Origin of the sequence: Noviherbaspirillum sp. (assembly GCF_035627455.1) — a bacterium.
In the GTDB taxonomy this organism is placed as follows: Bacteria; Pseudomonadota; Gammaproteobacteria; order Burkholderiales; family Burkholderiaceae_D; genus Noviherbaspirillum.
Genome location: NZ_DASPLS010000041.1, coordinates 1 through 25,609, shown reverse-complemented (window position 1 = coordinate 25,609; position 25,609 = coordinate 1). Strand labels below are relative to the sequence as shown.

Annotated in this window: 25 protein-coding genes; 18 read left to right on the top strand and 7 right to left on the bottom strand. The window is 65.7% G+C overall.

The genetic code is table 11. The features are described from left to right. The first annotated feature begins 3 nt into the window (after positions 1-3). Both VEC01_RS07855 and VEC01_RS07850 read left to right on the top strand, forming a co-directional pair. On the top strand, positions 4-480 hold the full coding sequence (locus VEC01_RS07855; protein WP_324900255.1) for a nitrate reductase cytochrome c-type subunit: 477 nt from the start codon (positions 4-6) through the stop codon (positions 478-480). 9 nt (positions 481-489) lie between these two features. Further along, a complete protein-coding gene (locus VEC01_RS07850) occupies positions 490-1,071 on the top strand; it encodes a NapC/NirT family cytochrome c (protein ID WP_324900254.1) in 582 nt (193 codons plus the stop codon). A gap of 142 nt (positions 1,072-1,213) precedes the next feature. Here VEC01_RS07850 and VEC01_RS07845 read toward each other — a convergent pair whose 3' ends face one another. Beyond that, positions 1,214-1,774: a hypothetical protein gene (locus tag VEC01_RS07845; protein WP_324900253.1), complete on the bottom strand. Its 561-nt coding sequence runs from the start codon at positions 1,772-1,774 to the stop codon at positions 1,214-1,216. A 246-nt stretch (positions 1,775-2,020) separates the two neighbouring features. On the opposite strand from VEC01_RS07845, the gene VEC01_RS07840 reads away from it, so the two are divergent. The 6 genes from VEC01_RS07840 (at position 2,021) to VEC01_RS07815 (ending at position 7,385) form a co-directional block, all read left to right on the top strand. Continuing rightward, positions 2,021-2,704, top strand: coding sequence for a hypothetical protein (locus VEC01_RS07840; protein WP_324900252.1), 684 nt, complete (start codon positions 2,021-2,023; stop codon positions 2,702-2,704). A 218-nt stretch (positions 2,705-2,922) separates the two neighbouring features. Further along, a complete protein-coding gene (locus tag VEC01_RS07835; protein ID WP_324900251.1) occupies positions 2,923-3,357 on the top strand; it encodes an NUDIX domain-containing protein in 435 nt (144 codons plus the stop codon). A 12-nt stretch (positions 3,358-3,369) separates the two neighbouring features. After that, entirely contained in the window at positions 3,370-4,902 is a 1,533-nt protein-coding gene (locus VEC01_RS07830) for a hydroxysqualene dehydroxylase (protein ID WP_324900250.1), read from the top strand. Beyond that, positions 4,899-5,105, top strand: coding sequence for a hypothetical protein (locus tag VEC01_RS07825; protein ID WP_324900249.1), 207 nt, complete (start codon positions 4,899-4,901; stop codon positions 5,103-5,105). Before VEC01_RS07830 ends, VEC01_RS07825 begins: the two co-directional genes overlap by 4 nt. Positions 5,106-5,122: 17 nt before the next feature. Beyond that, positions 5,123-6,388: a ferritin-like protein gene (locus VEC01_RS07820; RefSeq protein WP_324900248.1), complete on the top strand. Its 1,266-nt coding sequence runs from the start codon at positions 5,123-5,125 to the stop codon at positions 6,386-6,388. Between the two features lie 31 nt (positions 6,389-6,419). Next, the gene (locus VEC01_RS07815) at positions 6,420-7,385 is read left to right on the top strand and encodes a TIGR03885 family FMN-dependent LLM class oxidoreductase (RefSeq protein ID WP_324900247.1); all 966 of its coding nucleotides are present in this window, start codon (positions 6,420-6,422) and stop codon (positions 7,383-7,385) included. 64 nt (positions 7,386-7,449) lie between these two features. Here VEC01_RS07815 and VEC01_RS07810 read toward each other — a convergent pair whose 3' ends face one another. After that, positions 7,450-8,259, bottom strand: coding sequence for a hypothetical protein (locus VEC01_RS07810; protein WP_324900246.1), 810 nt, complete (start codon positions 8,257-8,259; stop codon positions 7,450-7,452). Positions 8,260-8,564: 305 nt separating this feature from the next. Here VEC01_RS07810 and VEC01_RS07805 point away from each other — a divergent pair, with 305 nt between their 5' ends. Both VEC01_RS07805 and VEC01_RS07800 read left to right on the top strand, forming a co-directional pair. Then, positions 8,565-9,392 carry a pseudouridine synthase gene (locus tag VEC01_RS07805; RefSeq protein ID WP_324900245.1) on the top strand — a complete coding sequence of 276 codons (828 nt, stop codon included), beginning with the start codon at positions 8,565-8,567 and terminating at the stop codon, positions 9,390-9,392. Between the two features lie 164 nt (positions 9,393-9,556). Next, a complete protein-coding gene (locus VEC01_RS07800; RefSeq protein ID WP_324900244.1) occupies positions 9,557-10,360 on the top strand; it encodes a hypothetical protein in 804 nt (267 codons plus the stop codon). A 29-nt stretch (positions 10,361-10,389) separates the two neighbouring features. Here VEC01_RS07800 and VEC01_RS07795 read toward each other — a convergent pair whose 3' ends face one another. Continuing rightward, positions 10,390-11,634: a b-glycosidase gene (locus VEC01_RS07795; RefSeq protein WP_324900243.1), complete on the bottom strand. Its 1,245-nt coding sequence runs from the start codon at positions 11,632-11,634 to the stop codon at positions 10,390-10,392. A 183-nt stretch (positions 11,635-11,817) separates the two neighbouring features. Next, positions 11,818-12,525 carry a hypothetical protein gene (locus VEC01_RS07790; RefSeq protein ID WP_324900242.1) on the bottom strand — a complete coding sequence of 236 codons (708 nt, stop codon included), beginning with the start codon at positions 12,523-12,525 and terminating at the stop codon, positions 11,818-11,820. A gap of 428 nt (positions 12,526-12,953) precedes the next feature. Here VEC01_RS07790 and VEC01_RS07785 point away from each other — a divergent pair, with 428 nt between their 5' ends. Beyond that, positions 12,954-13,376 carry a nuclear transport factor 2 family protein gene (locus VEC01_RS07785; protein ID WP_324900241.1) on the top strand — a complete coding sequence of 141 codons (423 nt, stop codon included), beginning with the start codon at positions 12,954-12,956 and terminating at the stop codon, positions 13,374-13,376. A 203-nt stretch (positions 13,377-13,579) separates the two neighbouring features. Here VEC01_RS07785 and VEC01_RS07780 read toward each other — a convergent pair whose 3' ends face one another. Then, complete coding sequence (locus tag VEC01_RS07780; RefSeq protein WP_324900240.1) at positions 13,580-14,071, bottom strand: hypothetical protein; 492 nt, start codon at positions 14,069-14,071, stop codon at positions 13,580-13,582. Between the two features lie 359 nt (positions 14,072-14,430). Here VEC01_RS07780 and VEC01_RS07775 point away from each other — a divergent pair, with 359 nt between their 5' ends. The 4 genes from VEC01_RS07775 to VEC01_RS07760 are packed head-to-tail and all read left to right on the top strand — an operon-like array spanning position 14,431 to position 19,383. Beyond that, positions 14,431-15,192 (top strand): DUF3348 domain-containing protein, encoded by a 762-nt coding sequence (locus VEC01_RS07775; protein WP_324900239.1) that lies wholly within the window; start codon positions 14,431-14,433, stop codon positions 15,190-15,192. Continuing rightward, positions 15,189-17,978 carry a DUF802 domain-containing protein gene (locus VEC01_RS07770; RefSeq protein ID WP_324900238.1) on the top strand — a complete coding sequence of 930 codons (2,790 nt, stop codon included), beginning with the start codon at positions 15,189-15,191 and terminating at the stop codon, positions 17,976-17,978. The genes VEC01_RS07775 and VEC01_RS07770 overlap by 4 nt, the downstream gene beginning before the upstream one ends. Then, positions 17,978-18,610: an OmpA family protein gene (locus tag VEC01_RS07765; RefSeq protein ID WP_324900237.1), complete on the top strand. Its 633-nt coding sequence runs from the start codon at positions 17,978-17,980 to the stop codon at positions 18,608-18,610. Before VEC01_RS07770 ends, VEC01_RS07765 begins: the two co-directional genes overlap by 1 nt. Next, complete coding sequence (locus VEC01_RS07760; RefSeq protein ID WP_324900236.1) at positions 18,607-19,383, top strand: DUF2894 domain-containing protein; 777 nt, start codon at positions 18,607-18,609, stop codon at positions 19,381-19,383. Before VEC01_RS07765 ends, VEC01_RS07760 begins: the two co-directional genes overlap by 4 nt. 54 nt (positions 19,384-19,437) lie before the next feature. Here VEC01_RS07760 and VEC01_RS07755 read toward each other — a convergent pair whose 3' ends face one another. Beyond that, positions 19,438-20,886, bottom strand: a complete 1,449-nt coding sequence (locus VEC01_RS07755; protein ID WP_324900235.1) for an MFS transporter — start codon at positions 20,884-20,886, stop codon at positions 19,438-19,440. Between the two features lie 143 nt (positions 20,887-21,029). Here VEC01_RS07755 and VEC01_RS07750 point away from each other — a divergent pair, with 143 nt between their 5' ends. After that, entirely contained in the window at positions 21,030-21,926 is an 897-nt protein-coding gene (locus VEC01_RS07750) for a LysR family transcriptional regulator (RefSeq protein WP_324900234.1), read from the top strand. A gap of 3 nt (positions 21,927-21,929) precedes the next feature. On the opposite strand, the gene VEC01_RS07745 is transcribed toward VEC01_RS07750, so the two are convergent. Beyond that, positions 21,930-22,676 (bottom strand): gamma-glutamylcyclotransferase, encoded by a 747-nt coding sequence (locus VEC01_RS07745; protein ID WP_324900233.1) that lies wholly within the window; start codon positions 22,674-22,676, stop codon positions 21,930-21,932. A gap of 351 nt (positions 22,677-23,027) precedes the next feature. On the opposite strand from VEC01_RS07745, the gene VEC01_RS07740 reads away from it, so the two are divergent. Together VEC01_RS07740 and VEC01_RS07735 are read left to right on the top strand one after the other, a co-directional pair. Continuing rightward, on the top strand, positions 23,028-24,278 hold the full coding sequence (locus VEC01_RS07740; protein ID WP_324900232.1) for an Hsp70 family protein: 1,251 nt from the start codon (positions 23,028-23,030) through the stop codon (positions 24,276-24,278). Between the two features lie 341 nt (positions 24,279-24,619). After that, on the top strand, positions 24,620-25,609 hold a 990-nt coding region (locus VEC01_RS07735), incomplete at its 3' end, for a DUF4214 domain-containing protein (RefSeq protein ID WP_324900231.1).

The following is a 25,609-nucleotide window of genomic DNA, read 5'->3' as shown; positions in this document are numbered from 1 at the left end:
TAGATGAAAAGAATACTGACCACTGTCCTGATGCTGCTTCCCTGCCTGGTGTCCGCCGCCGACTTTTATGACAGGATGCGCGGCAACGTGCCGCTGGACCAGACCACGGCGCCGCCCGCGATCGTGAACCCGGACAACAGCGACGTGCGGCGCTCGCGCAATTACGCGATGCAGCCGCCGGTGGTGCCGCACAAGATCGAGGGCTACCAGGTCGACAAGAACGCGAACCGCTGCATGATGTGCCATGCGCGCACGCGAACCCAGGAAAGCCAGGCGCCGATGATCAGCGTCACGCACTTCATGGACCGGGACGGCAACTTCCTGGCTGAACTGTCGCCGCGCCGCTATTTCTGCCTGAATTGCCACGTGCCGCAGGCCAACCTGAACCCGCTCGTCAACAACGAATTCAAGGATGTCGACACGATGCTGAACCAGGCGCAGCCCGCCGCACAGGGCGCCAGGCCGGCGCCCAAGAAATAAGGGGACGCCATGAAACGCTTGCTCAGGCGCTACTGGGACATCCTGCGCCGTCCCAGCACCCACCTCAGCTTCGGCTTCCTCACGATCGGCGCCTTCATCTTCGGCATCCTGTTCTGGGGCGGCTTCAACACCATCATGGAGGCGACCAATACCGAGAAATTCTGCACCGGCTGCCACGAGATGCGCGACAACGTGTACGCGGAGCTGCAGAACACCATCCACTTCAGCAACCGCAGCGGCGTGCGCGCGAAATGCTCGGACTGCCACGTGCCGCACAACTGGACCGACAAGATGGCGCGCAAGATGGCCGCGTCCAAGGAGGTCTGGGGCAAGATCTTCGGCACCATCGACACCCGCGAAAAATTCGAGGCGCACCGGCTGCAGCTGGCGAACAACGAATGGCGCCGGCTCAAGGCGAACAACTCGCTGGAGTGCCGCAACTGCCACCAGTTCGAATCGATGGACTTCACCAGGCAGAGCAAGCGTGCGGTGGATGCACATTCCACTTCGCTTGCCAGCGGCGAGAAGACCTGCATCGACTGCCACAAGGGCATTGCGCACCAGCTGCCCGACATGGCGGGCGTCAAGTGACGCTCGCCGGTGGGCGGCGCCCTGGCTGTGTTTGACAAGCTGGTGCGCGAACCGGATTGACGTCTGCGTTGCTCTCGTACCTCGCGTACGCGCGCGCTGCTCGACGCCAATCCGGGCCGTTCGCCACGCTTGTCAAACTCGGCTAGCGCGCGGTGCCGCCGCTGGTGCCGCCGCTGCTTCCGGACGGCGTGCCGGCCGCGCTGTCGCTGGCTTGACCGCCACCGGATGCGCTGCTACCCGCGCTGCTGCCGCTGACCGTGCCGCCGCTGGCATTGCCGCCCTGCGCCGGCGGATCGTCGCTCGTTCCCGAACTCGTTCCCGTGCCGGTCGCGCCGCCGGTGCTGCCGACGCCGCTCCACCCGCGCGAAGTGTCATGATCGGAGGTATTGCTGCTGCGCGGGTCGCCGCGCACCGTGGTGCCGAGCATGCGGTTGCCGTCGGGGCTGGCCGCGGAGCCGCCGCTGCCGCCCATGCTGCTGCCCGCGGTGCCGGACGAGCCGCTGCTGCTTGCGGTGCCGGCGGTCGCGCTGCTGTCCGGAGTGTTGGCCGCGCCGCTGCTGTTGCTGTCGATGCGCGGCTGGCCCTGGTTCGGCGTCTGCTGTGCCGCATTCTCGGTGGTCGGGGTGGGGCTGTTGCCCTGGCCGCTGGCGGCGCCGGCGGCGGCCAGCAGCGGCAGGACAAGGAGGATGGACGAGGTCTTCATGGTGGCTCCGGGAAGGGGAAACATGGGTTAGACCGTTCCTGCCGGGCAGGTTGCATTTTTCCGCCGCTGCATTGAGCGGGCGTTGCGGCGCGCCAAACGCAGGCTGCCGACCGTTCGGTTAAGATTGTCCAGGCCGGTAGTTGCCGCTGGCAGGAATTCAACGGGGCTGTCCGTCCTTGCCGTTGTATCCGGGGGCGCAGCGATTGTGGGGCGACACCAAAGCATGAGGAGGTTGCGATGAAGGGCATGATGCGAAGCACGGGCTGGATTGCGGGTTGCGTGGTGATGCTGGCGGGCTGCGCCGGCATGGGAGCATCGGGCGGCGGTCCCGCCGGCATGACATTTTTCCTGACCAGCACCGGCCCCGGCAATGGCGCCGACCTGGGCGGCCTCGAAGGCGCGGACCGTCACTGCCAGTCGCTGGCGCAGGCTGCCGGCGCCGGCAACCGCACCTGGCGCGCCTACCTGAGCACGCAGGCGAGCGGCGGACTGAGCGACCCGAATTTCGTCAATGCACGCGACCGCATCGGCAACGGCCCGTGGCAGAACGCCAAGGGCGTGGTCATCGCCAGGAACGTCGACGAGCTGCACTCGCCGGCCAGCAAGCTGACGAAGGAAACGGCGCTCAGCGAGAAGGGCGAGGTCGTGAACGGCCGTACCGAAAAGCCGAACCTGCACGACATCCTGACCGGCTCCCGGCCCGATGGCACCGCCTTCCCGGGTACACCGTTCCCCGACATGACCTGCGGCAACTGGACCAAGAGCGGGCCGGACGGCTCGGCGATGCTTGGCCACCATGACCGTGCGGGACCGGTCAACGCTTCCTGGGCGTCCTCCTGGAATTCCGCCCATCCTTCGCGCGGCTGCCATCCGGACGGCTTGAAGAGTACCGGCGGCGGAGGCTTGCTGTACTGCTTCGCGGTGAAGTGACGCCAGGCGCCGGAGGCGGCGCCGCGCCGCTTTCCGGCCGCTCCGGGTTTGCCCTCCATCCGTCAGCATGCGCGCCACGGCGCCGGCATGTCCTGCTCTTCCCGCACCTGCATTGAACGCCGGCCGCCGCCCCTGCTCTAACCGTTCAATCCGGCACACCGCCGGAACCCCGGCACGCACTGCTTCGCACGCCGGCACAGCCCGGACCCGCAATACCAATGTACAAGAACCCGATTCCCGTTTCCGTCGGCATCATTCCCTCGACGACCCCCGGCGAACTTCTCCTGGTCGAACGCAGTGACGGCGGCATCGCGTTGCCAGGCGGGTACATCGACGAACTGGAAGACGTCGCCCTCGCGTTGACAAGGGAGGTGTGGGAAGAGACGGGACTGGAACTGGACCGCGGCAAGTGGCGGCTTTTCTTCAGCACGATCACGCCGGACAACAAGCTCCTGCTGTTTGCGTGCTATGCGGAGCCCGCCCGCCTGCCGAAACACTTCATGCCCACCACGGAAGTGGTGCGGGTGTTGTCGGCGCCCTGGCATACCCCGCTGAAGTTTCCGCTGCATGAGGCGGCAGTCCGGGCATGGCGCTGCGGGCCGGGCTGGCGGGTTGCGGATGGCGTTCCACCGGCGGCCGAAGGATGCGAATGAAGGCACAGCGCCATGGGTCGCGCCGGCGCTGAGCGCGCATCCTCGCGGGAAAGCCGGGCGGCCGATGTCATCATCGTCGGCGGCGGACTCGCCGGCCTTTCCTGTGCCGTGGCGCTGGCCGACAGCGGCAGGAAAGTCATCGTGCTGGAGCGCGATGCCTGCCTCGGCGGCCGGGCGAAAAGCTGGACCGACGACAAGACCGGCGACACTGTCGATATCGGCCCGCATGTGCTGCACTCGGAATACCGCAACATGCTCGCGCTGCTTGACCGCCTCGGCACGCGCGGGCTGGTCACCTGGCAACCCCGCAAGGTCCTGACCATTGCGACCGCGCCGCGCCCGTTCGCGTTGACGCACTGGCCGCTGCTGCCGCCGCCGCTCAGCCTGATGCCGAGCCTGCTGTCCGCGCCGGGGTTATCCATCGCAGACCATGTCTCCGCGATGCGCGTCATCTGGCGTGGCATGCAGTTCGGGGAGGAGGACGTGCCCGAACTCGACCGCATGAGCGCGCTCGATTTCCTGCGCAGCCAGGGCATGACGCAGCGCATGATCGACTGGTGGTGGGCGTTCGCGACGATGGTGGTGACCAACGTGCCGATCGAACGATGCTCGGCGGCGGCGATCATGCGCATCCATGCGCAGCTCAGCGGACACCGTCAGCTGCATTTCGGATTCGCGGCGGTCGGCCTGTCCGAGCTGTATGCGCCGCAGGCCACGCGCATCATCGAGGCCGCCGGCGGCGAGGTCAGGACCGGATGCGCGGTGCGCGGCCTGGTCGGCGACGGCCGGGCCGAGGGCGTCGCGCTTGCCGACGGCAGCGAATTGCGGGCACCGCAGATCGTTGCCGCGGTGCCGCCGCTGGACCTGGCGCCGCTGCTGCCGGAAGGCTGGAGGCGATGCGCGCCGTTCGACGCGCTGCGGTCTTGCGAGCCGAGTCCCTACATCTCCTGCTACCTGTGGTTCGACCGCAAGGTCATGCGGGAGCGCTTCATGTCGCACCTGTGGTCGCCGCAACGGCTCAACTACGATTTCTATGAACTCACCCGGATACGGCAGGGCTGGCAGGGCCGGCCTTCGGTCATCGCCAGCAACATCATCTACAGCCACCGCGCGCACGGCATGACGGATGACGAGGTGATCCGCGCGACCGTGAAGGAGCTGGCGGAATTCGCGCCGGACGCCGCACATGCGCGCCTCTTGCATGCGCGGGTGCACCGCATCCCGATGGCGATCCCGTGTCCGACCCCTGGCACGGAAGCCGCCCGCCCGCAGGTCCGCACCCCGGTTCCCGGGCTTGTCCTTGCCGGCGACTGGCTGCGTACCCAGCTGCCCTGCTGCATGGAAGGCGCGGTGCGCGCCGGCTGGCTGGCGGCGGAACAGGTGCTGGCCGACGCCGGCACGCCGCGCACGCTTGCGCTGCCGCCGCGCCCCTATGACGGCCTGGCCGGCCTGGTGCGGCGCGTGACGCAGTGGCGGCGGCAGGACCGGCGCGGCAGCCGGCTGCGGGACGGGGAAGCGGCCGGCGAGATCGGCCGGCAGGAATGACCGACGCAGCACCGGCGCGAGCTGGGCTTCATATCGTGCGCGCGACTTTCTCTCTGCCGCGCCGGAATTTCGCGCGCACTTATGCATCTACAGGGGAAGTGGCTTTTTTTGAAACAGGATCCCAGATGAAAATTCCTACACTGATCGCGATGCTGGCGGCGGCGATGCTTGGCGGACTCGCGCTGATCTTTCTCGTGATGTGACGGCAACGATTTGCACAATGGATTGGACTTCGGCAACCAAGGTGGACCGCGGGCAAGTCCTGGTCAATGACCGGGAACAGCTGATTTACCTGCTGACCGAGGCGGCCGAAATCGAGCACGGCCTGATGTGCTCCTATCTTTACGCCGCCTGGAGCCTGAAGCAGGGCAGGGAGGAGGGCCTGACCGACGCGCAGCGCGCGGCGGTGGATGGCTGGCGGACCAGCATCCAGAGCGTCGCGATGGAAGAGATGCTGCACCTCGCGCTGGTGAACAACCTGCTGATCAGCCTCGGCTCGCCGCCGCACTTTTCGCGTCCCAACTTCCCGGTGGCGCCCGGCTACCATCCGTCGAGCATCATTGCCCGGCTCACGCCGTTCGACCGCGACACCGCCGATCACTTCGTGTATCTCGAGCGGCCGGAAGGCGTGGACCTGCCGCGCGCGCGGGGATTTGAAGGCGGCGCCGAATACCGGCGCTACACCGGCCCGCCGCGGCTCACCCCCACCGCCGAGGAATACGATACCGTGGGCCACCTGTACCGCGGCGTCGAAGACGGCTTGCGCGCGCTGGCGCGCAGCCTGGGCGAACGGAACCTGTTCCTGGGAGACCCCCGGGCGCAACTCGACAAGGATGTCCTGCCGCTGGACGGCATCATCGCCGTCACCGGCCTCGACAGTGCGTTGGCTGCGGTGTCGACCATCATCGAGCAGGGCGAGGGCGGGCGCCGCGATGCGGAGAAATCGCACTACCTGCGGTTCAGGACGATACGCGACGAATACGATAGGCTGCTGGCGCAGGATCCGCAGTTCCAGCCTTATCGTCCGGCGATGAGCGACCCGCTCATGTTCCGGCCGCTACCCGGGCGCGAGGGCGTGCAGGTGACGGCGCGTACCGCCGCCATGGTGCTCGATCTTGCGAATGCGGCCTACGGGCTGATGCTGCGTCTGCTGGCCAGCGGCTTCGGCATGTATGCGGGAAGCCGTGCCGACCGGAAGACCGCGATCGAAAGCGCGATCGGCCTGATGTCGATCCTGAAGTCGCTCGGCATCCTGCTGACCACCCTGCCCGCCGGCGAAGGCGACACGCGCGCCGGGATGAATTTCCACCTGCCGCGCTCGACGCTCGCACTGCCGCAACCGCATGCGGCGCGCGCGGTGCTTGCCGAGCGCGCCGGCGAGATCGCGAAGGCGCTGGCCGCGCTCGGCGAGGAGGCCGGCGGCGGCGTCGAGGAACTGGCGCGCAGGCTCCTGCGGATCGCGCAGGATCTGCGGGGCGGGCAATGAGCGGGCGCGCGATGGCGGCGAAGGACAGGAAATGACAAGCATCGGGTATCACTGCGCGCATGAGCAGCATTCCCCCTCTTCACTCCTGCGCAACGCCAGGCGCGCCGCCGCCGCCGGTTTCGGGCAGGCGATGTGCTCGGATCACTTCCACCCCTGGAGCGAGCGGCAGGGGCAGGGCGGCTTTGCGTGGTCCTGGCTCGGCGCGGCGCTCGAAGCGACCGGCGCATCGTTCGGCACCGTATGCGCGCCAGGCCAGCGTTACCACCCGGCGGTCATTGCGCAGGCCGCGGCCACGCTGACGGACATGTACCCCGGGCGCTTCTGGCTTGCGCTTGGCAGCGGCGAGGCGCTCAATGAAAGCCTGACCGGCGCGCGATGGCCGCCCAAGGGCGAACGGCAAGCGCGGCTGAAGGAATGCGTGGACATCATGCGCGCGTTGTGGGCGGGTGAAACGGTCACGCACGAGGGCCGCGTACGGGTGAAGCATGCCCGGCTCTATTCCCGTCCCGCAAAACCGCCGCCCCTGATCGGCGCCTGCCTGAGTCCGGCGACGGCGGAATGGATGGGCGGCTGGGCCGACGGGATCATCACCGTCACCCAGGATCGCAGCCTGATGCGGGAGATCGTCGAAGCGTTCCGCGCCGGCGGCGGCCAGGGCAAACCGATGTTCCTGCAAGTGGTCCTGAGCTATGCGCAGTCGGACGAAGAGGCGCTGCATGCGGCGATGGACCAGTGGCGGCAGGCCGCGCTGGCGCATGCGCAGCTGGCAGACCTGGATTCGCCCGCCGCGTTCGATGCCGCGACCGCGACCGTATCGCCGGACGACGTCAGGAACGCGGTGCGCGTGTCGTGCAGCGCGCAGCAGCATCTGGAGTGGCTCCGGCGCGACGCCGAGCTCGGCTTCGACACACTGTTTCTCCACAGTGTGGACCGCGACCAGGACGCCTTCATTGCCGCATTCGCGGAACAGGTTCTGCCGCAGTTTGCGGCCGGGTGATCGCATCCCTTCGTCACGGCGCCGCGTGCTCCATGGCCATGCTCGGAAAAGCCTGCGTCGCCCGCTATTGCTCGCCGCGCGCCTCCGCCAGCGCGATCGTCAGATGCTGCACCTTCTTCTTCAGCTGGTCGCGCTCTTCGGTGAGCGTTGCCACCAGCTGCGTCAGGCGGTGGATTTCAAGCTGCTCCGGCGTCGCATCGGCGGGCGGCGGCGCAGGTTCGGGCTTCGGGGGAAGGCGCGCCTCGCGCACCTGTCTTGCTGCCTGGCGCAGTTCCTTCTTGCCGCCGGCAACCGCCGTGACCTGCTTCTCCTCCGGCAAGGAGGCGACCGCAGCCGCGGCATTGATGGAAATGACGCCCGCCTTGACCGCATTGACCAGTTCCGGCACTGCGGTCTTCTGGATTTTCTCGATCTGGCCAAGCGTCGCGCTGCTGACCCGTGCCGCGCGCGCGACCGCCTCGCGCGTCAGCACCGGCTCGACGACCGGTTTCGCGGGTTCTTCATCATCGGCCGGCGCAGCAGAAGACGGCTCGGGCTGCGCCTGTGCCAGGCGCGCGGCAACGATTTCCTTCTTCCGCAGCGCGAGCACGCCGCGCTGGAAATCCGAGACGCTGCGCCGCCCGAGGTGATTGTCGATCATCCACAGGTACACATCGTCCATCGAACGGAAGGTCTTGTTTTGAATGGTGTTGAAAGGGATGCCGTGCTTCTGGCAAATGGCGTAGCGGTTGTGTCCGTCCACCAGGAGATCGCCCCACAACACCAGCGCATCGCGGCATCCTTCGGCGAGCAGGCTGCGCTCCAGCGCCGCGTATTCGTCTTCCGTCAGGGGATCGATGTAGGCACGGAGCTCGTCGTTGATAGTAATGGTCATGGGAAACTACAAAAAAACGGGAGCGCGGTAGTGTACACATTGCCGGCTTTTCACGGCGTCCGGCTTCACGGATTTTTTTCGGCGCGGCGCCGGGAGGGGCCTCGCCGGCTTTTCTTGCAACGCGCCGCTGCGCGCCCTTGCCGCGGTGAAATCCGGTCCGATGCCGGTCGAATGCGCCGCGCATCTGGTATAAAGTCGGCCAGGTCCAAAGTGCGCCAGCCTCTGCGGCGCGGAAGGGCCACGATATCCAACCTTCTTGCATGAATATGCCGTCTCCGGACTATGAACCAGACCTGGAAAACCTCATGTCATCCGCCCGTGGGCCGGGGATTGACGGAGTGCTGATGTCGAACGGCGCGCGGCCGGATATCCGGCCGATGCAAGCGGACAATCCGCTCACCGAGATTTATCGCGACCAGTGGCTGCTGGCGGTGCACAAGCCGGCCGGCTTGCTGGTGCACCGCAGCCCGATCGATCTGCATGAAACCGAGTTTGCGCTGCAATACGCGCGGGCGATGAATGGCGGCGCGCATGTGTACGCGGTGCACCGGCTGGACAAGCCGACCTCGGGCTTGCTGGTGTTTGCGAGGGATCCGGACACCGCGAGCGCGCTGGGCAGGGCGATGATGGCCGGCGAGGTGCGCAAGACCTATCTGGCGATGGTGCGCGGGTGGACGCCGGAAGAGGGCATCGTCGATCACCCGCTGCGCGAGGAGCCGGAAGACCGGCGGCGCAAGGAAGAGCCTCAGCCGGTGCGTGAAGCCCGCACCCGCTACCGCCGCCTCGCGACCACCGAAATTCCCGTGCAGATCGAAGGCTACCCGACCAGCCGCTACAGCCTGGTGGCCCTGTATCCGGAAACCGGACGCAGGCACCAGTTGCGGCGGCACATGAAGCATATCAGCCACCCGATCATCGGCGATGCCAATCATGGTCGAGGGCGCCACAACCGCTATTTCGCGGAACGGTTCGGGCAAGCGCGGCTGATGCTGGCGGCCACCGGCATGACTTTCCTTCACCCGGCCACCGGCAAGCCGCTGCAATTGCATGCAGAGCCGGAAGCGGGTTTTCTGAAAGTGCTGTCCGTGTTCGGCGACGGCCTGCCGGCAGCGGGCTTTTGCCGGCGGCTTTGACATGCTATTGCGCTTGCGGACCGGTGCCATGACCTGATGCATGGGATCGGCCGGAAGCATACGCAACGGCATACCATATCCCTGGTATATCCTTGGAAAGCCTGCCATGGCAGCATACGGGTCACTTCTATCCGATGTTGCCCGCGGCCGGTGAAAGGAAAAACATGAGCGCCGTGCTGCTTCTGAAGCTGAGCCTGGTACCCGCCCTCATTGCAGCCATCACCCTGGCCGGCCGCCGCTGGGGGCCGACGGTTGCAGGCTGGCTCTCGGCTTTTCCCGTTGTCTCCGGACCGATCCTGCTGTTTATCGCGATGGAGCAGGGGGCTGCATTTGCAGCCACCAGTGCCGCCGGTACCCTCTCCGCCGTGCTGGCAATCCTGGCGTTCGGCATCTGCTACGCCTGGGCAGCCACCCGGTTTTCGTGGCCGGTGAGCCTGGCGGCGGGATTCGGCGGCTATTTCATCGCCGTCGCTGCCCTCCACCTTTGGACGCCTTCATTGCCCTATTCCATGCCTGCGGTATTGATCGCGCTATGGCTTGCGCCGCGGTTGTATCCGCAGCGTTCGCTTCCGCAGCACGGCAAACCGGCAGCGGCAAACGATATTCTTTTCCGGATGGCGGCAGGCGCCGTGCTGGTGCTGGCGGTAACCCACTTTGCCGCGCAAATGGGGCCGACGCTGAGCGGGGTATTTGCGATGTTTCCGGTAATGGGTTCCGTTCTGGTCGTGTTTTCGCACAGGCATTCCGGCGCTGCATTCGCGATTCACTTATTGCGCGGCATGATATTGGGCTATTACGCGTTCGGCGCATTTTGCGCGGTTCTTGCATTGACGCTGCGTTCCATCGACCTTGCCCCCGCATTCCTTGTTTCGATCACCGCGGCCGTGCTGGTGCAGGCGGTTTCGCGTCTCCAGCTGCAACGCGCGCAGCGCCATGCTTCGACTGACGCGGTTTCCGGCGAGCGCTAGCACTGCAATAGTGCCGCCGGACAGCGCATTCAATGCCAGTTCCGGTCCGGCTGCGGCCGCAGGCGGCGCGCCGCTTCGACCACGTCCTGCAGTTCGACGGGATCGCTGTACGGCGCCGCATCGACGCTGCGCGCGCGGTTCAATTCCGTTTGCCATCGCCGCAGCTCTTCGACGTAAGGACGATGGGCTACGCGTGCGAGACCGTTATCGCATTCGACAAGGTCGCAGATGCCGTTGTGCAGCCATTCCCCGGTATGCCAGTCCGGCATGTCGACCGCGGGGAAGAGGCACACGCCGTGCAGGTCCATGCCCATGTTGACCGCGGCCAGCGATTCCTGCATCACGTCGCGCAGCCAGTCGGGGCGGCCCCTGCCCATGCCGCTGGTTTCGCCGATCACCATCGGCCGGCGGTACCGATCCCATATGCGGTACAGCAGCGTGCAGAGCGGCTCGATGCCGGGGCTGCCGGGATCGAGCGCCTGGTGCGGGCCTTGCTCGCGGTATTCCATCTGGCCGAACGAGTAATTGTTGGCGCCGACGATGTCGAGGATGTCGGGCGCGCCGCCGGCTTCGGGATGCGCCTTGCCGCAGAGGATGTCCCAGGCGAGGAAGGTGTCGACGAAGGTTTCATGCGCAGCTTGCTCTTTCAGGTCCGGGCGGTCCGGCGGCGCCACCACCTGCACCAGCGGATCGACGTGGACCATGCGCGCATCGGGCAGCACTTCCCGGATCGCCTTCACGCCCGCAATCGATGCCTTGCACAGCGCAAGGCGAAGCGCTTCCCGATCCTCGCGGCTCGTCCTGTAGGGCGCGACCCAGCCCCATTCCCCGCCGCAGAATGCAAAGAAAGTGATTTCATTGATCGGCGTGAAGAAGTACGGACCCGGCAGCCGCGCCGACACGTATTCGGCGGCGGCGCGGCAGTAGCGGGAAAAACGTTGCGGGAAGGCGTCGGTGAACGGGTCGAGGTCGTCGGGATAGCCGTAATGGCACAGGTCCCAGATCGGCGTGATCCGGGTCTGGCGCATCGCATCGATCATCGGGTCGATGCAGGAAAACGCGTACTGGCCGCCCTTGTCGACCATCGGCCAGGGGATGCCTTCGCGCGCGACCGCGATGCCGAGCTGCTGCAGGATGCGATAGTCCTCCAGCGCACATTCGTGGTGGCGGGTTTCCTCGATGAGATTGCGGCGCGCCCCGCCTTTCCACAGGAAGGTGGAGCATTCGAATCCGGAGAGAAAGAAGGTCGGGAAGATGCCGGGGCGGATTGTCATGATGTTCTGACCGGCCAGCGAAACACCGGTTCCGGCACCGTGTCTTCCCCTCCGGTGCGCCAGGCTGTGTTTGACAAGCTACGCCGCGCACCGGATCGACGCCTGCGTTGTTCTGCGTACCTCGCGTACGCGTGCGCTACTCGACGCCAATCCGGCCCGCTCGCTACGCTTGTCAAACACAGCCTAGCCGCCTGCTGCGGCAAGCCTTTCGCGCGTTTCCGCCGGCATTGCGGCAACGGCGTCGTCGAACAGCGCGGCGACGGCGGCATGGATGTCCGGCCGCTTGTGGTTTTCCTCGATATGGCGCTGGACCTCGCGCCGCACCGAGATGAAAAGATCCACGCCGAACGACGGGAACCGGACCGGCAGCGAACTGAGGAAGGCTGTCGCCGCCTGCGCGCGCTGCTCCTGGTGCTGTGCATGCCGCGCTTCAAAGACTTTCGCGTCGTCCTCGTTCAGGATGGTGACAGGACCGTTCTTGGCGCGTTCGATTTCCGCGGCGACCAGTTCGGCACACTTGGTGGCAATCGCGATGCACATCCGCGACTTGAATTCCATGCCTGCGTCCGGTTTGGCATCCAGCAATGCCAGCGCTTCATTGGCGGACTGCGCTTCCAGCGCCTGGCGCAGTCTGGCGGCGCGCTCCACCGCCTCCGGTTCGAGCGCCGGGGTGAAGACTTCCGCCGCGCAGCGTATGCCATACGCCTGCAAAGCCGCCGCGGCAGCGCGCTGCTCCGGCGCCAGCGAATCCTGCCTGCTCTTTACCAGCGCCCTTGCGGCGGAATCCGGCGCGGAAGCATTCGAGACGACGGCCGCGACCATGCTCACGATCTCGTCGGCAAGTGCGGCCTGGAATGTGGGATCCAGGGTGTTTTCGAAATTCGTGTTCATGATGTCCTTTGACCGTTGCGAGCATGAAGCTGCCGGTAGCCCGGACTGCCAGGGATCGCATCTGCCGCGTTGTGCGGATAAGGTTAAAGACTGCGCGCTCCGGCCAAAAGATCCCGGCATCACATGCGCAGGGGGAAACTGCAGGCGATCCCGGTGATGGGACGCAGACACCTGCTTTGCTGCCCGGCATGATGCAATTGGCAGTCGGGAACCGGCGTGGTTTTGCGCGCCGTAGTCCGCCCTGCTGGTCGGCCGTCAGGGACATAACCGCAAGCCTCCCGCCTCCGGGCTTTTGACAGTCCGCAAAAGCGCTGTGGTCCGCTGGTCGCAGGCGATGCCTTTGTCATCTACGCTGATACTGTCGCGATTCTTGCGATCCGCTGCTCGATCTCACCGTACCGGTTCGAGAAACAAGAAAGGAGCGCCCCTTGCTTGCCGACACCACTTCCGATGCCTCGCTTTCTGCCGGGGCAGCACGCATTCCTCTTGAACACGCAAAGGCCCTGGTCGCCCGTTTTGCCGAAGTGACGACGAGCCGCGACGCGTCCGTGTTCGCGCAGGGGTTCACCGAAGACTGCGCGGTGCGGTTCAACTCGGTCGAGTTGTCAGGCCGCGACGCATTGCAGCGCTTCATGGCCTCTCTCTTTGCGCCAATTCCTGCGTCGTTTATCTGCCGAAAGACGCTGCGGGCGATCAGCGGCGACGTCCTTGGCGTGGAGTGGGTGAGCCACTGGACGGACCCGGAAACCGGCAAGGCGATGAAGAGCCGGGGATCCGAGTTCTGGGTGATGCGTGACGACCGCATCGCGCGTTGGGATGCAGTAACCGCGATGTGGGCCGACGAGACGTGACGCACGTCGGGGCGGCTTGTGGAGTCGCCGCAAGAGCGGGGAACAAACCGGTGCGTCCAATACCAAGGTTCGATCCGTACTTCTTCACTGCTGCCGGAAGGGGCGAGGTGATGAACGTTGCTGGCACCACTGCCTCGTAGCCCGCATTCCTGCAGCGCCGGCCCTGGAGCGGCCGGTACGCAATTCGCCACCCGCCGGCGCTATCATTCGCTGCTGCCGTCCGTCATAAAAGTGGCGGCGGCCAGGCCCAGCGCAAGTGCGCTGTAGATCAGCAGCATCGATTGCCCGGACAGGCGTTTTTCATACCCTGGCGTAAAGCGCTTCGGCACCAGGTAGTAATCCGTGACGTAGGCGCCCGCCGCCACTGCCGCTCCTCCCGCGGCCGCCGCCAGCGGCGCCAGCGCGGGACGGGTCGCGGACCAGCGGGAGACGGCGGGCACGACCCACTTTTCATGGACGGCCGCCCACATCACTGCCGCAAGGTGGTTCAGCACGAATCCGGACACGGTGTACTTGAGCGACGCGCTATCGTGGCGTGCCGCTTCGTCGCCCCACAGGATATGGCTGGTGGCATTGATCGGCGCCGCATACGATGCCGTTTCCCGCTTGCCGGCAAGGGCGGCTACGGCGGAGGTCGCAAGGCCGGAAACGGTGCCGGAAGCCAGGGCGCGCGTGAAGAGGGAAGGACTCTGCATGTTGTTCTCCTTGGTAATGCCGGTACGGCCCGGCGCAGGGACGTTCTGCAAACTTCGTGCCGAGCGGCGCGGGTGCGGCTGTGGCGGCGCCACACGGAAGGCGGTCGATGAGGACAGGAGGTGTTGTTGGATTACAGCAACAACACATGGCAGTTTCGTACCAGTGGCGGTCCATCCTGCAGGTTTGAGTTCCCTACACCTCCACGATATAATTCTTGATTCATTTCCACGGTGAAATGGTTGCCGAAAGTGGCACAGACTCGCTGGAGCAGGACCAGAACGCGTTCATGCGGACGGCGGCCGACTACCAGTCTTCCTGCTTTTTTCGATTTTGATTGCCCCTGCCTATGACGCGAGTGTTGCCGCGTACAAACTTCCACAGTTCAAAGCTCATTCGTTGTCTTGCTGACCTGGCCATTGTGGAAACCGTGGATCCCGGAAATGCATTTGCAGAGAAACTGGGCCAGTGGGTTCACTTTGCCGACGCGATCGCGTTGTCCGCGGTGCACGGCGACAGTGTGGCAAGCCCGGCAAGAATGCTCAGGCCGGAGAGCGAAGCGCAAGCCGCCGCGCGGGCTGCCGCCGCGAGCGAATTCGAACGGATCCAGGCGCTCCTGATGAATTCGATCATGAAGAGTTGCTCGCCCAAGGCGGGCAGGACGCACATCAAGCTGCCCGTGCCGATACTCGAGCTGCCGCTGGACCTTGCCGCCGCTTATGCGCCGTATCGCCGGTTTTACGATGCGCATCAGCGCGACATGGAATTGAGCATCCAGCCCCTGAGGGTCAATCTCCGGGACGCGGTTGCGAAAGCGTCACCAAGGCTGAGGAAACTTGCCGACCTGGACAAGGCGCTGGAGAAGATACTGCGCGAGCGCGAGAGCAAGCTGCTGTCGACGGTGCCGGTGCTTCTCCGAAAACGTTTTGAACATTTGTTTAAAGAACACCAGCAGAAGCTCGTCGACGCCGGACAGGCGGACAATCCTGCCGGCTGGACGCAGGCGGAAGGCTGGCTGACGCGCTTTTGCAACGACATGCAGATGCTGCTGCTGGCTGAGCTGGAGTTCCGCCTGCAACCGTCGATGGGGCTCCTTGAAGCATTCAAACAAGATACGCAATGAATAAACATCTATTTTCAGTCGCCTTCGTCCTGGGCACCCTCGCGATCGTCTGGGTCGGCGCCTCTTTCATCGACTCCAGTTTTCTGGCGCTGGCGATGACGGCGGTCATCGCCGCGGTCTATGTATTCGGTGCACACGAACTGCGGCAGTATCGCCAGGCCACCACCACTCTGACGAACGCGCTGGCGGCGATACCCGACAACGTGACCGAGCTCGGCGACTGGCTGGCCGGCGTGCATCCTTCGCTGCAGAACCCGGTGCGATTGCGCATCGAAGGCGAACGCGGCGCGCTGCCCGGCCCGGCGCTGACGCCGTACCTGGTCGGCCTGCTGGTGATGCTGGGGATGCTCGGCACGTTCCTGGGCATGGTCGTCACCCTCAAGGGCGCGGTCTTCGCCCTGGAAAAAACCACCGACCTGCAGGCGATCCGCTCCGCGCTTGCGGTGCCGGTCAGCGGCCTCGGGCTCGCGTTCGGCACCTCGGTGGCCGGGGTGGCCGCATCCGCGATGCTCGGGCTGATGTCGGCCTTCAGCCGTCGTGAAAGAATGCTCGCGGCGCAATTGCTGGACACCAGGATCGCCACGGTATTGCGCCGCTTTTCGCTCGCCCACCAGCGCCAGGAAACCTACAAGGCGCTGCAGCTGCAATCCCAGGCCTTGCCCCAGGTGGTCGATAAATTGCAGGCGATGATGGCGCAGATGGAGGCGATGGGCCAGCAGCTGAACCAGCGCCTGCTCAGCAACCAGGAGGACTTCCACGGCAATATCAAAGGCGTCTACACCGACCTCGCGCGCGCAGTCGACACCTCGCTGCGCGAGAGCCTGCAACAAAGCGCGCATGCCGCCGGCGACAGCATCAAGCCGGTGGTCGAGGCGGCGATGAGCGGGATCGCGCAGGACGCGAAGCTGATGCATGAACGCATGGCCGCCACCGTGCAGACGCAGCTCGACGGCCTTACTGCGCGCTTCAGCGACACCGCCGCCACCGTCGCCGACACCTGGACCGCCGCGCTGAAGATCCACGAGCAGGCAAGCGCCGGCATCGTCGCACAGGTCGGCCGTTCGCTGGATGCGTTCAGCGAGACGTTCGAGCAGCGCTCGGGCGCCCTCGTGGCCAAGGTGGGCGACGCCTACGCGACCCTGCAGGCCGACCAGGCCGAGCGCGACAAGCAGCGGCAGCAGGCGTGGGAACAGTCGCTCGCTGCCATGGCGGCAACGCTGCGCAGCCACGAACAGGCGAGCGCCGGCATCGTTGCCGACATGGAGCGCTCGCTCGGTGCGTTCAACGCGACGTTCGAAGAACGCTCGGGCGCCCTGGTGGCCAAAGTCGGCGAGGCCTATGCCGGTCTGCAGGCCGACCAGGCCGAGCGCGACAGGCAGCGGCAGCAGGCGTGGGAACAGTCGCTGCAAGCGATGGCGGCAACGCTGCGCAGCCACGAACAGGCAAGCGCCGGCATCGTTGCCGACATGGAGCGCTTGCTCGGTGCGTTCAACGCGACATTCGAAGAACGCTCGGGCGCTCTGGTGGCCAAAGTCGGCGAGGCCTATGCCGGCCTGCAGGCCGGCCAGGCCGAGCGCGACAGGCAGCGGCAGCAGGCGTGGGAACAGTCGCTGCAAGCGATGGCGGCGACGCTCAGGAGCCACGAACAGGCAAGCGCCGGCATCGTTGCCGATATCGGCCGCTCGCTGGATGCGTTCAACGCGACATTCGACGAGCGTTCCGGCGCACTTGTGACGAAGGTGGGCGAGGCCTATGCCAGCCTGCAGACCGACCAGGCGGAGCGCGACAGGCAGCGTCAGCAGGCGTGGACACAGTCGCTGGAAGCCATGGCGGCGACGCTTGCGCAGGAATTGCAGCAGACCGGCGCGCAAACGCTTTCCCAGCAGCAGAAAATCTGCGACACCCTGACCCTGACTGCCCAGGAAATCACCGGACAGTTGCAGGCAAGCGCCGGCAATACGATGGCAGAAACAAGCCGCCTGCTCGCTTCCGCTGAAGAACTGATGCGCGCCCGCATCGCTTCCGAAGCGCAGTGGCTCGAACAGCACCGCGAACGCATGGACCAGCTGGCCGGCCTGTTGCGCGCCGAACTCGGCGCGCTCAAGGATGAAGAAGCCGCGCGCGGCGATGCGGCGGTGGAGCGGCTGGGGCAATTGCAAGCGGCGGTGACAAGCCATCTGACGACGCTCGGCACCGCGCTGGAAGAGCCGATCGCGCGCCTGATCGAAACCGCTTCGGAAGCGCCGCGCGCCGCGGCGGAAGTGATCGGTCAGCTGCGCCGGGAAATTTCCACCAGTGTCGCACGCGACAATGCACTGCTGGAGGAGCGCAGCCGCATCATGGAAACCCTCAATGCGCTGCTCGAGGCGATCAATCATGCTTCCGTTGAACAGCGCGCGGTGATCGATTCCCTGGTGGCTTCCTCCGCGACCGCGCTCAGCGCGACTGCCAGCGCGTTCTCGGACAATGTCGCCGCCGAAGCGGCCAAGCTGTCCGACATCGCCGCGCATGTCACCAGCAGCGCGGTAGATGTCGCCAGCCTCTCCGAAGCCTTCGGTTTTGCGGTGCAATCGTTCAATGAAGCCAATGAAAAGCTGATCGCCAACCTGCAGCGCATCGAAGGCGCGATGGACAAGTCGATGTCGAGAAGCGACGAACAGCTCGCCTATTACGTGGCGCAGGCTCGCGAAATCATCGACCTCTCGATGGCGTCGCAAAAAGAGGTCGTGGATGAGCTGCGCCGGCTGCCGGCAGCGCAGGCCATGCTGGCGGAAGAGGCCCGGTGATGGTGGACAGTGATTCCGGTGTTGAAAATACCGCGCCGGTGTGGGCGGTCTTCGGCGACCTGATGTCGAGCCTGCTGGGTGCTTTTGTGCTGTTGCTGGTGGGCGTGGTGGCGATCCAGATGGAATTGACGTCGCACCTGCAAGACGAAGTGAAAAAGCGCCAGCTCGAAGAGCAGCGCCGCATGAGCCTGGAAAAAGCGCTGGCGATTCCGCTGGCATCCGGGCGCATCACCCTCGACAACGGGCGCATCGGCATCAGCGGCCAGGTCCTGTTCGCACTCAATTCGGATGAGTTGCAGCCTGAAGGCCGGCAGCTGTTGCACAGCCTGGTCACGCCGCTGCGCGCTTACCTGACGGCGCGTGACGAGCTGCTGATGGTGAGCGGGTTTACCGACGACAGGCCGATCCGCGGCGGCCCCTTCACCGACAACTGGGAATTGTCCGCGCAGCGCGCCCTGACGGTGACCCGCACCCTGATCGAGGAAGGGATGCCGTCTTCCATGGTGTTCGCGGCAGCCTTCGGTTCCGAGCAGCCGGTCAAACCCAATACCGACGACGCCGCGCGCGCGCAGAACCGGCGGGTGGAAATGGCGCCGGTGCCGAAAACCGCCAATGCCAAAAACCCTTCATGAACGAGCCGGGTCACAGTGAGGCGGCGGCTGCACCGCTGAATGCGCCGTCGGATGCAGCGCCGGACTTCAGCGCGCTGATCGCCTCCCTGCGGACGGCAGGGGCGGACAGGTTCGACCCGGTGCGCCTGCACTATCTCGACGTGCTGGCCAGACGCGCGGAGGCGCAGCAGGGAAGCGTCAGGCGCATGCTCGACGCCAGGCTGGGCGAGGCGCTCGCGGCCTTCAAGGAACGCTTTGATCAAGCACAGTGCGACGCCAGGGAAATCCTCGACCGGAGCGTGCAGCAATATCCGCAGGCAGCCGGCGACCTGCAGCGGCTCTTTGCCGCCGGCGATTTCAAGGGATTGCGGCAGTTGTCCGCCACCCTGCAGGCCCGCGAACAGGGCGCATCGCTGGGCGCGCTGCTGCGCCAGCTCGAGCAGCACGCGCCGGAAACCGCGGAAGCGCGTGCGCAGGGACATGCCGCACCGCGTTCCGAACTGAAGACCATCCGGAAGTTCAGGAATACCTGGGCAAAACTGAGCGTGGACAAACAGGTGGCGCAGGCGCTCGAGCAGGCGCCGAAGAATGCCGGGCCGATCAATTCCCACATGCTGGTGCTGCGCTCGCTGGCATTGATGCGCGATATCTCGCCCGATTATCTCAGCCGGTTCATGTCTTACGCCGACACCTTGTTATGTCTCGATCAGCGCGAGATGGAAAAGCCGGCCAGTCCAAAGAAGGAAAAGGCGGGCAGCCCCAGGAAATCACCGGCGAGGGCGGCGAAAAAATAAGCGCCGCTGTCGCAGCATTCCTGCTTCATCCCCTCCGGCCGAAGTCCGCTCCCTTCACCGAACGTCGGCGCCTGCTTCCAGCGTTTGATCCGCCGCCTTGGCCCGCCGCGCAAGCGCCCGGCTTGCCAGCGCGATGACGAGCGCGAGCGCGACCAGGACGGCCGACACCGCGAAGGTGGCATGCATGCCGGCGGCGACCGCATCTGGGCCGGCGCCCGGGATGTCGACGGTTGCCGACCCGAACGCGAACACCGCTCCCATCACGGATGCGCCGGTGATGAGCCCGAGATTGCGCGACAGGTTGAGCAGGCCGGAAACGACGCCGCGCTGGTCGGCGCCGACCTGCGCCATCACGGCGGTGTTGTTCGCCGTCTGGAACAACGCATAGCCGGCAGTAATGAGCGCCAGCGGCGCGACGTAGCCGGCGATGCCGAAGCGCGCCGGCATCATGGACAGGAGCAAGGAGCCTGCCGCCATGCCGGCCTGGCCGGCGATGCTCATCCGGCCGGCGCCGAGCCGGTCCACCAGGCGCCCGGAAGGCACGCCCGCCAGCGCGGCGACGACCGGGCCGGCCGACATCACAAGCCCGACACGGGCCGCGTCGAGCGCCAGCGCGCCGGACAGGTAAAACGGCCCGACCACCAGCGTCGCCATCACGACCGTCGTGACGAGCGCGCTCATCGCAAAGCCCGCGCTCAGCACCGGATTGCGCAACAGCGCGAGACGGATCAGGGGTGACGCCGCTCTTGTTTCAACCCGCATGAACAGGCCGGCGCCGGCGATGGCGGCGAGAAGCAGAACGGCATTGCATGCACCGAATGTGCCGTGGCCCACGGTCATCGCAAGCGCATACGCCGTCAGCGTGAGCGCGAGCAGCAGCGTTCCGGGATGGTCGAAGCGCGCCCGTTGCGTCTTCGCTGCCGGACGGTCGGCGGGCAGGTGGCGCCAGGCGAGAAAGAATGCCAGCAGCCCCAGCGGCAGGTTGATGAAGAAGATTGCCTGCCAGCCAGGGCCGGCGATCAGGAGGCCGCCGAGCGAGGGGCCGAGCGCGGTGCCGGCCGCCGACATCGTGCCGAGCAGCCCCATCGCGCTGCCGGTTTTTTCTTTGGGAATCGTCTCGCCGACGAGCGCCATGGTCAGTGCCATCATGATCGCCGCGCCCAGCCCCTGTGCGGCGCGCGCCGCGACCAGCAGCCAGAGCCAGGGGGCGAGCCCGCACAGCGCGGAGGCCGCGGTGAACAGGAAAATGCCCGCCAGCATCAGCCTGCGGCGTCCGGCGAGGTCGCCGAGCCGTCCGACGCTGACGATCAGCGCGGTGATGGCAAGCAGATAGGCGAGAACGACCCACTGCACTTCCTGGAAGGATGCGTCGAATGCCATGGCGAGAGCAGGCAAGCCGACATTGGCGATGCTGGTGCCAAGCGAGGGCAGCAGCATGGTGAGCGAAAGGCTGGCCAGAGCCAGCCGGATGGAGGGTGCGTGATGCGCGGTGTGCGTGTCCATGTTGGCAGTCTTCCCGTAACGGATCGGAACAGATCGATACCTGGATGGTATGCTTGCTGCTGCCATGGCGGAAGACGCACCATTTGCACTTTATAAGTGCATGCGACGCCATGTCATGGCGAAACCGTGCTGCTGGGGGATACATGTCGACACCGGATTTCAACCTGCTTGTCACGCTGGATGTGCTGCTTGCGGAAGGCAATGTGGCGCGCGCCGCCCGGCGCCTGAGGCTCAGCCCTTCGGCGATGAGCCGGGCGCTGGCGCGCCTGCGCAAGACGACCGGCGATCCGCTGCTGGTGCGGGCCGGACGCGGTCTCGTGCCCACGCCGCGCGCACTGGAACTGCGCGAACGGGTGGGGCCGCTGGTACGGGACGCCGAAGCCGTGCTGCGTCCCGCCGAGAAGCTCGACCTCAAGCAACTGGCTCGAATCTTCACGCTGCGCAGCAGCGACGGCTTCGTGGAAAACTTCGGGCCGCGCCTGATTGCGCGCGTCGGGAAGGACGCGCCCGGGGTGCGCCTGCGCTTCGTGCAGAAGCTGGACCAGGACAGCGTGCTGCTGCGCGACGGCAGCGTGGACCTGGAAACCGGCGTGATCGCGGACACCACCAGCCCCGAAGTGCGCACCAGGCTATTGTTCCGGGACCGCTTCGTCGGGGTGGTGCGCGCCGGACACGCGCTGAGCCGGGGCCGGATCACGCCTTCGCGCTATGCCTCCGGCCAGCACGTCCTCGTCTCGCGGCGGGGACGGGACAGCGGGCCGATGGATGACGCATTGAAGCCGCTCGGGCTGGAACGCCGGATCGTTGCGATCGTCGGCGGCTTTTCCGCCGCGCTCGCGCTGGCGCGCGCCTCGGACCTGGTCGCCACCGTTCCCGAGCGGCACACCGTGAGCCTGCGTGCCGGCATGCATGCGTTTGCCCTGCCGGTCTCCACGCCGCAGATCACGGTTTCCATGCTCTGGCACCCGCGGATGGATGCCGATCCGGCGCATCGCTGGCTGCGCGAGTGCGTGCGCGAGGTTTGCAACGAGCCTGGTTAGTACTCAGCGGGCAGGAGCCGGCTGACCGCCGGCGCCCTGGCCGCCGCGGCGCTGGTCCGACGCGATCTGTTCCGCCACCAGCTGCTGCAGCTGCCAAAGATAGCGGTCGTGTATCCCGCGTTCTTCAAGCCGGCAGACGGTATGGAAAAGATACTCGGCCCCCGAGCCCCAATGGCCGCAGGCCCGGGCCAGGATTTCCGCGATCTGCCCGGGCGCGAGCTTGCCGACATAGGCGGGCGATTCCCGGTTTATCACAAAGGCGATGGCGCGCTGCGATACGCCCTCACTGACTACCGTGATCCAGCGCGGCACCGTATTCGGCGGCTTGTGCGTCGTTTCGCGCCGGCACAGCTTGCCGAGCTGTTGCCGCAGCGTCTGCGCGGACAAGCGGAACAGCACCCCCTTGCATTGGCCGCCGCGGTCGAGCGACATCATCAGGCCGGGACATGCGACGGTTCCGCGATAGCGCTGGATCCGGAAACAGAACGAACGGTGCCAGCCATGCGCCGTGCCGCAACGCTCCTCGAGGTGTTCGCATTCGGGTTTCCAGATGAGCGAGCCGAACGCGAAGATCCACGCGTCTTCTCCCGGCGGATGCGCGCGCAGCAGGTCTTCCACCATCGCGTCGTAATCCTGTTCCGACAGATACGTCATGCCTGGAAGGGGGCCGGCGTCATCGATGGTCCGTTGGACCAGCGCGACCAGGTCCGCGGTCAACGCCATGCGCCGGGCTTGCATCGGGTCTGCCATGTCAGGTCCTGCCTGGTCCGGTCATGCCGGCAACCCGGGCGTCAGTTTGATTTTCTGCATCACCTTTTATCCGCGTCAAGTTGCCGAGCCGGAATGGCGGGCACGCATCGGGATCTGCCGCAACCGCAGTAAAGCGCCGGCCCTTCGCCGGCACTCGGCCGCCTGCAGCAGATGCGGTCGTAGAGAGGCGCCTGACCGTTTCTGCATTCTGCGCTTTCCCGGCGCCGGAAATCAAGGTCGGGGCCGCGATCCGGCGGCGTGCGCGTGCTTCCGGCTTCGTGTCGCTCCCCTGACCATCCCGTCCATTTCACGTATCATGACGGCCCCTCACGAAACCGGCATATTTTCAAGATGACAAACGCATGCGGCGTCGACTTCGGCACCTCCAACTCCACCGTCGGCTGGGACCGGCCCGGGCAGCCGGCGCTGCTGGCGCTGGAGGACGGCAATCCGACCTTGCCGTCGGCGGTGTTCTTCAATGCGGAAGAGGATGCCGTCAGTTTCGGTCGCGCCGCTCTGGCCGATTACCTCGCGGGCTACGAGGGCCGCCTCATGCGTTCCCTGAAAAGCCTGCTGGGCACCAGCCTGATCGACGGCCAGACGGAAGTGCTGGGGCGCGCGCTGCCGTTTCGCATGCTGCTGGCGCAATTCATCGCGGAGCTCAAGCGGCGCGCCGAAACGGCGGCGCAATGCGCATTCGAGCACGCGGTATTCGGCCGTCCTGTCCATTTCGTCGATGACGATGCCGCTGCGGACCTGCTGGCGGAGGCGACGCTTCGGGACATCGCGCTGACGGCCGGCTACAGGGACGTGGCGTTCCAGTACGAGCCGATCGCGGCGGCGTTCGATTACGAGTCGCGCATCGAGCGCGAAGAACTGGTGCTGATCGCCGACATCGGCGGCGGCACCTCGGATTTTTCCTTGATCCGGCTGGGGCCGGGACGCGCCGGCAGGGCCGAGCGCCGCGACGATATCCTTGCCAACGGCGGCGTCCATATCGGCGGCACCGATTTCGACAAGTATCTCAGCCTGTCCTGCGTAATGCCGCTGCTGGGGCTCGGCTCCAGGCTCAAGAGCAATAGCGAGGTGCCGTCGAGCCATTACTTCAATCTCGCGACCTGGCACACGATCAACCTCGCGTATACGCAGCGGGTCGAGCGCGAACTGCAGGACATCCACCGGGATGCGGTCGAGCGCGACAAGCTCGGCGGGCTGCTGCAGCTGGTGCGGCAACGGGAAGGACACTGGCTGGCGCTGCGGGTGGAAGAAGGAAAAATCGCCGTGTCGGATACGGGCGCCGCCGAACTCGCACTCGACCGGCTGTCGCCGCCGCAGACCCTGGCGCTGGACCGGGCGCGCTTCGATAACGCAGTCGCGCATCTCACCGATACGGTGGCGCACACCGTGCGCGAATTGCTGCGCGACGCCGGCATCGATGCCGGCGCGGTCGACACCGTGTTTTTTACCGGCGGCTCCAGTGGCGTGCCCCTGCTGCGAGAACGGATCGCAGCAGCGGTGCCGCATGCGCGCCAGGTGGAAGGGGACCGCTTCGGCAGCATCGGCGCCGGGCTCGCGCTGGATGCGCGCAGGAAGTTCGGCTGACGTTTGTCAGTCGCGTACGGATTTCTTGCCGCAACGTTTGGCCGGGCTCGATGGAGCGCATGATCACGTCTAATCCCATGCACCTGCACCTGGAAATTTATAGGAATCACTTCCTGCGCTGCGGTTCCAGATAGCAAAGATAGTCGTCACGACAAAATATTTTTCTACCGTGAACCCTATCTACCATACATATAAATTCCCGTAACTAACAGTTGCGTGTCCGTTCATAGTTGCGCTTAACGCACATCAAAGTTCCCTCGCAACCAAGCGGAACAGCCTTGTCTAGATCCTGATCATACAAACCCCCGGTTACTAGGAACCGTAAGAGTCAGGAGATAAAGATGAGAACTGCATTCAGAACAAGAATCGTTACTGCCGCCAGTGCTTCCGTGCTGCTTGCCGCCTGCGGCGGCAGCGATCCCGGCAACAGCGTCGGCGGCGCGCCTTCCGTCGACATACGGCTGGCGCCGGCCACGATAGTCGGCAATGCCGCGACCTTCACCGGACCGCGCGCGAACTATACGGTCGTCAAGAGCGCCGGGGGATACACGGTCATCGACAATGCAGGGACGGATGGCACATCGAATCTTCCTGAAAACATTGAACGTCTTCAATTTACGGACGTGACGGTCAACCTGCGCATCGGCGCGCAGGCGGCGGGGATCAAGGCGGAAGAACTGAAGCTGCTGATCGAGCTGTATATTGCCTTCTTCAACCGGGTACCGGAAGCGGACGGTCTGGCGTACTGGATCGAAAAGTTCAAGGCAGGCGAGACGCTCGACCAGATCTCCGACCTGTTCTACAGCGCCGCCGTCCAGTACACGAACCTCACCGGGTATTCGGTGAGCATGACCCCGGCCGATTTCGTCCAGATCATCTACAGGAATGTGCTGGGGAGGTCGGGCACGACCGCGCCGCCGGTGGAGGACGTGCAGTACTGGGCCGGCCGGCTTTCCTCCGGCAACGTCAGCCGCGGCGTGCTGGTCCGCACCATGCTGGATTCGGCGCACAGCTTCCAGGGACACTCGGTATGGGGCTGGGTGCCCGCGCTTCTCGACAACAAGTACACGGTAGGCCATTACTTTGCGGTCCAGCAAGGGCTGAACTACAACACGCCGGAGCGTTCGATCGAGCGCACGATGGCGGTGGCCGCGGCGGTAAGACCGGAAGGTATCGAGGCCGCGCTCAGGGAGATCCCGGTCACGGCCGGCGCGCAGCCAGTCAACCCCGCTACGCCGGCCGCGATTCCGCCTGTGGCAGCGCCGCCGACGACGACTACGCCGACACCGACGCCAACGCCAACGCCAACGCCAACGCCAACGCCAACGCCA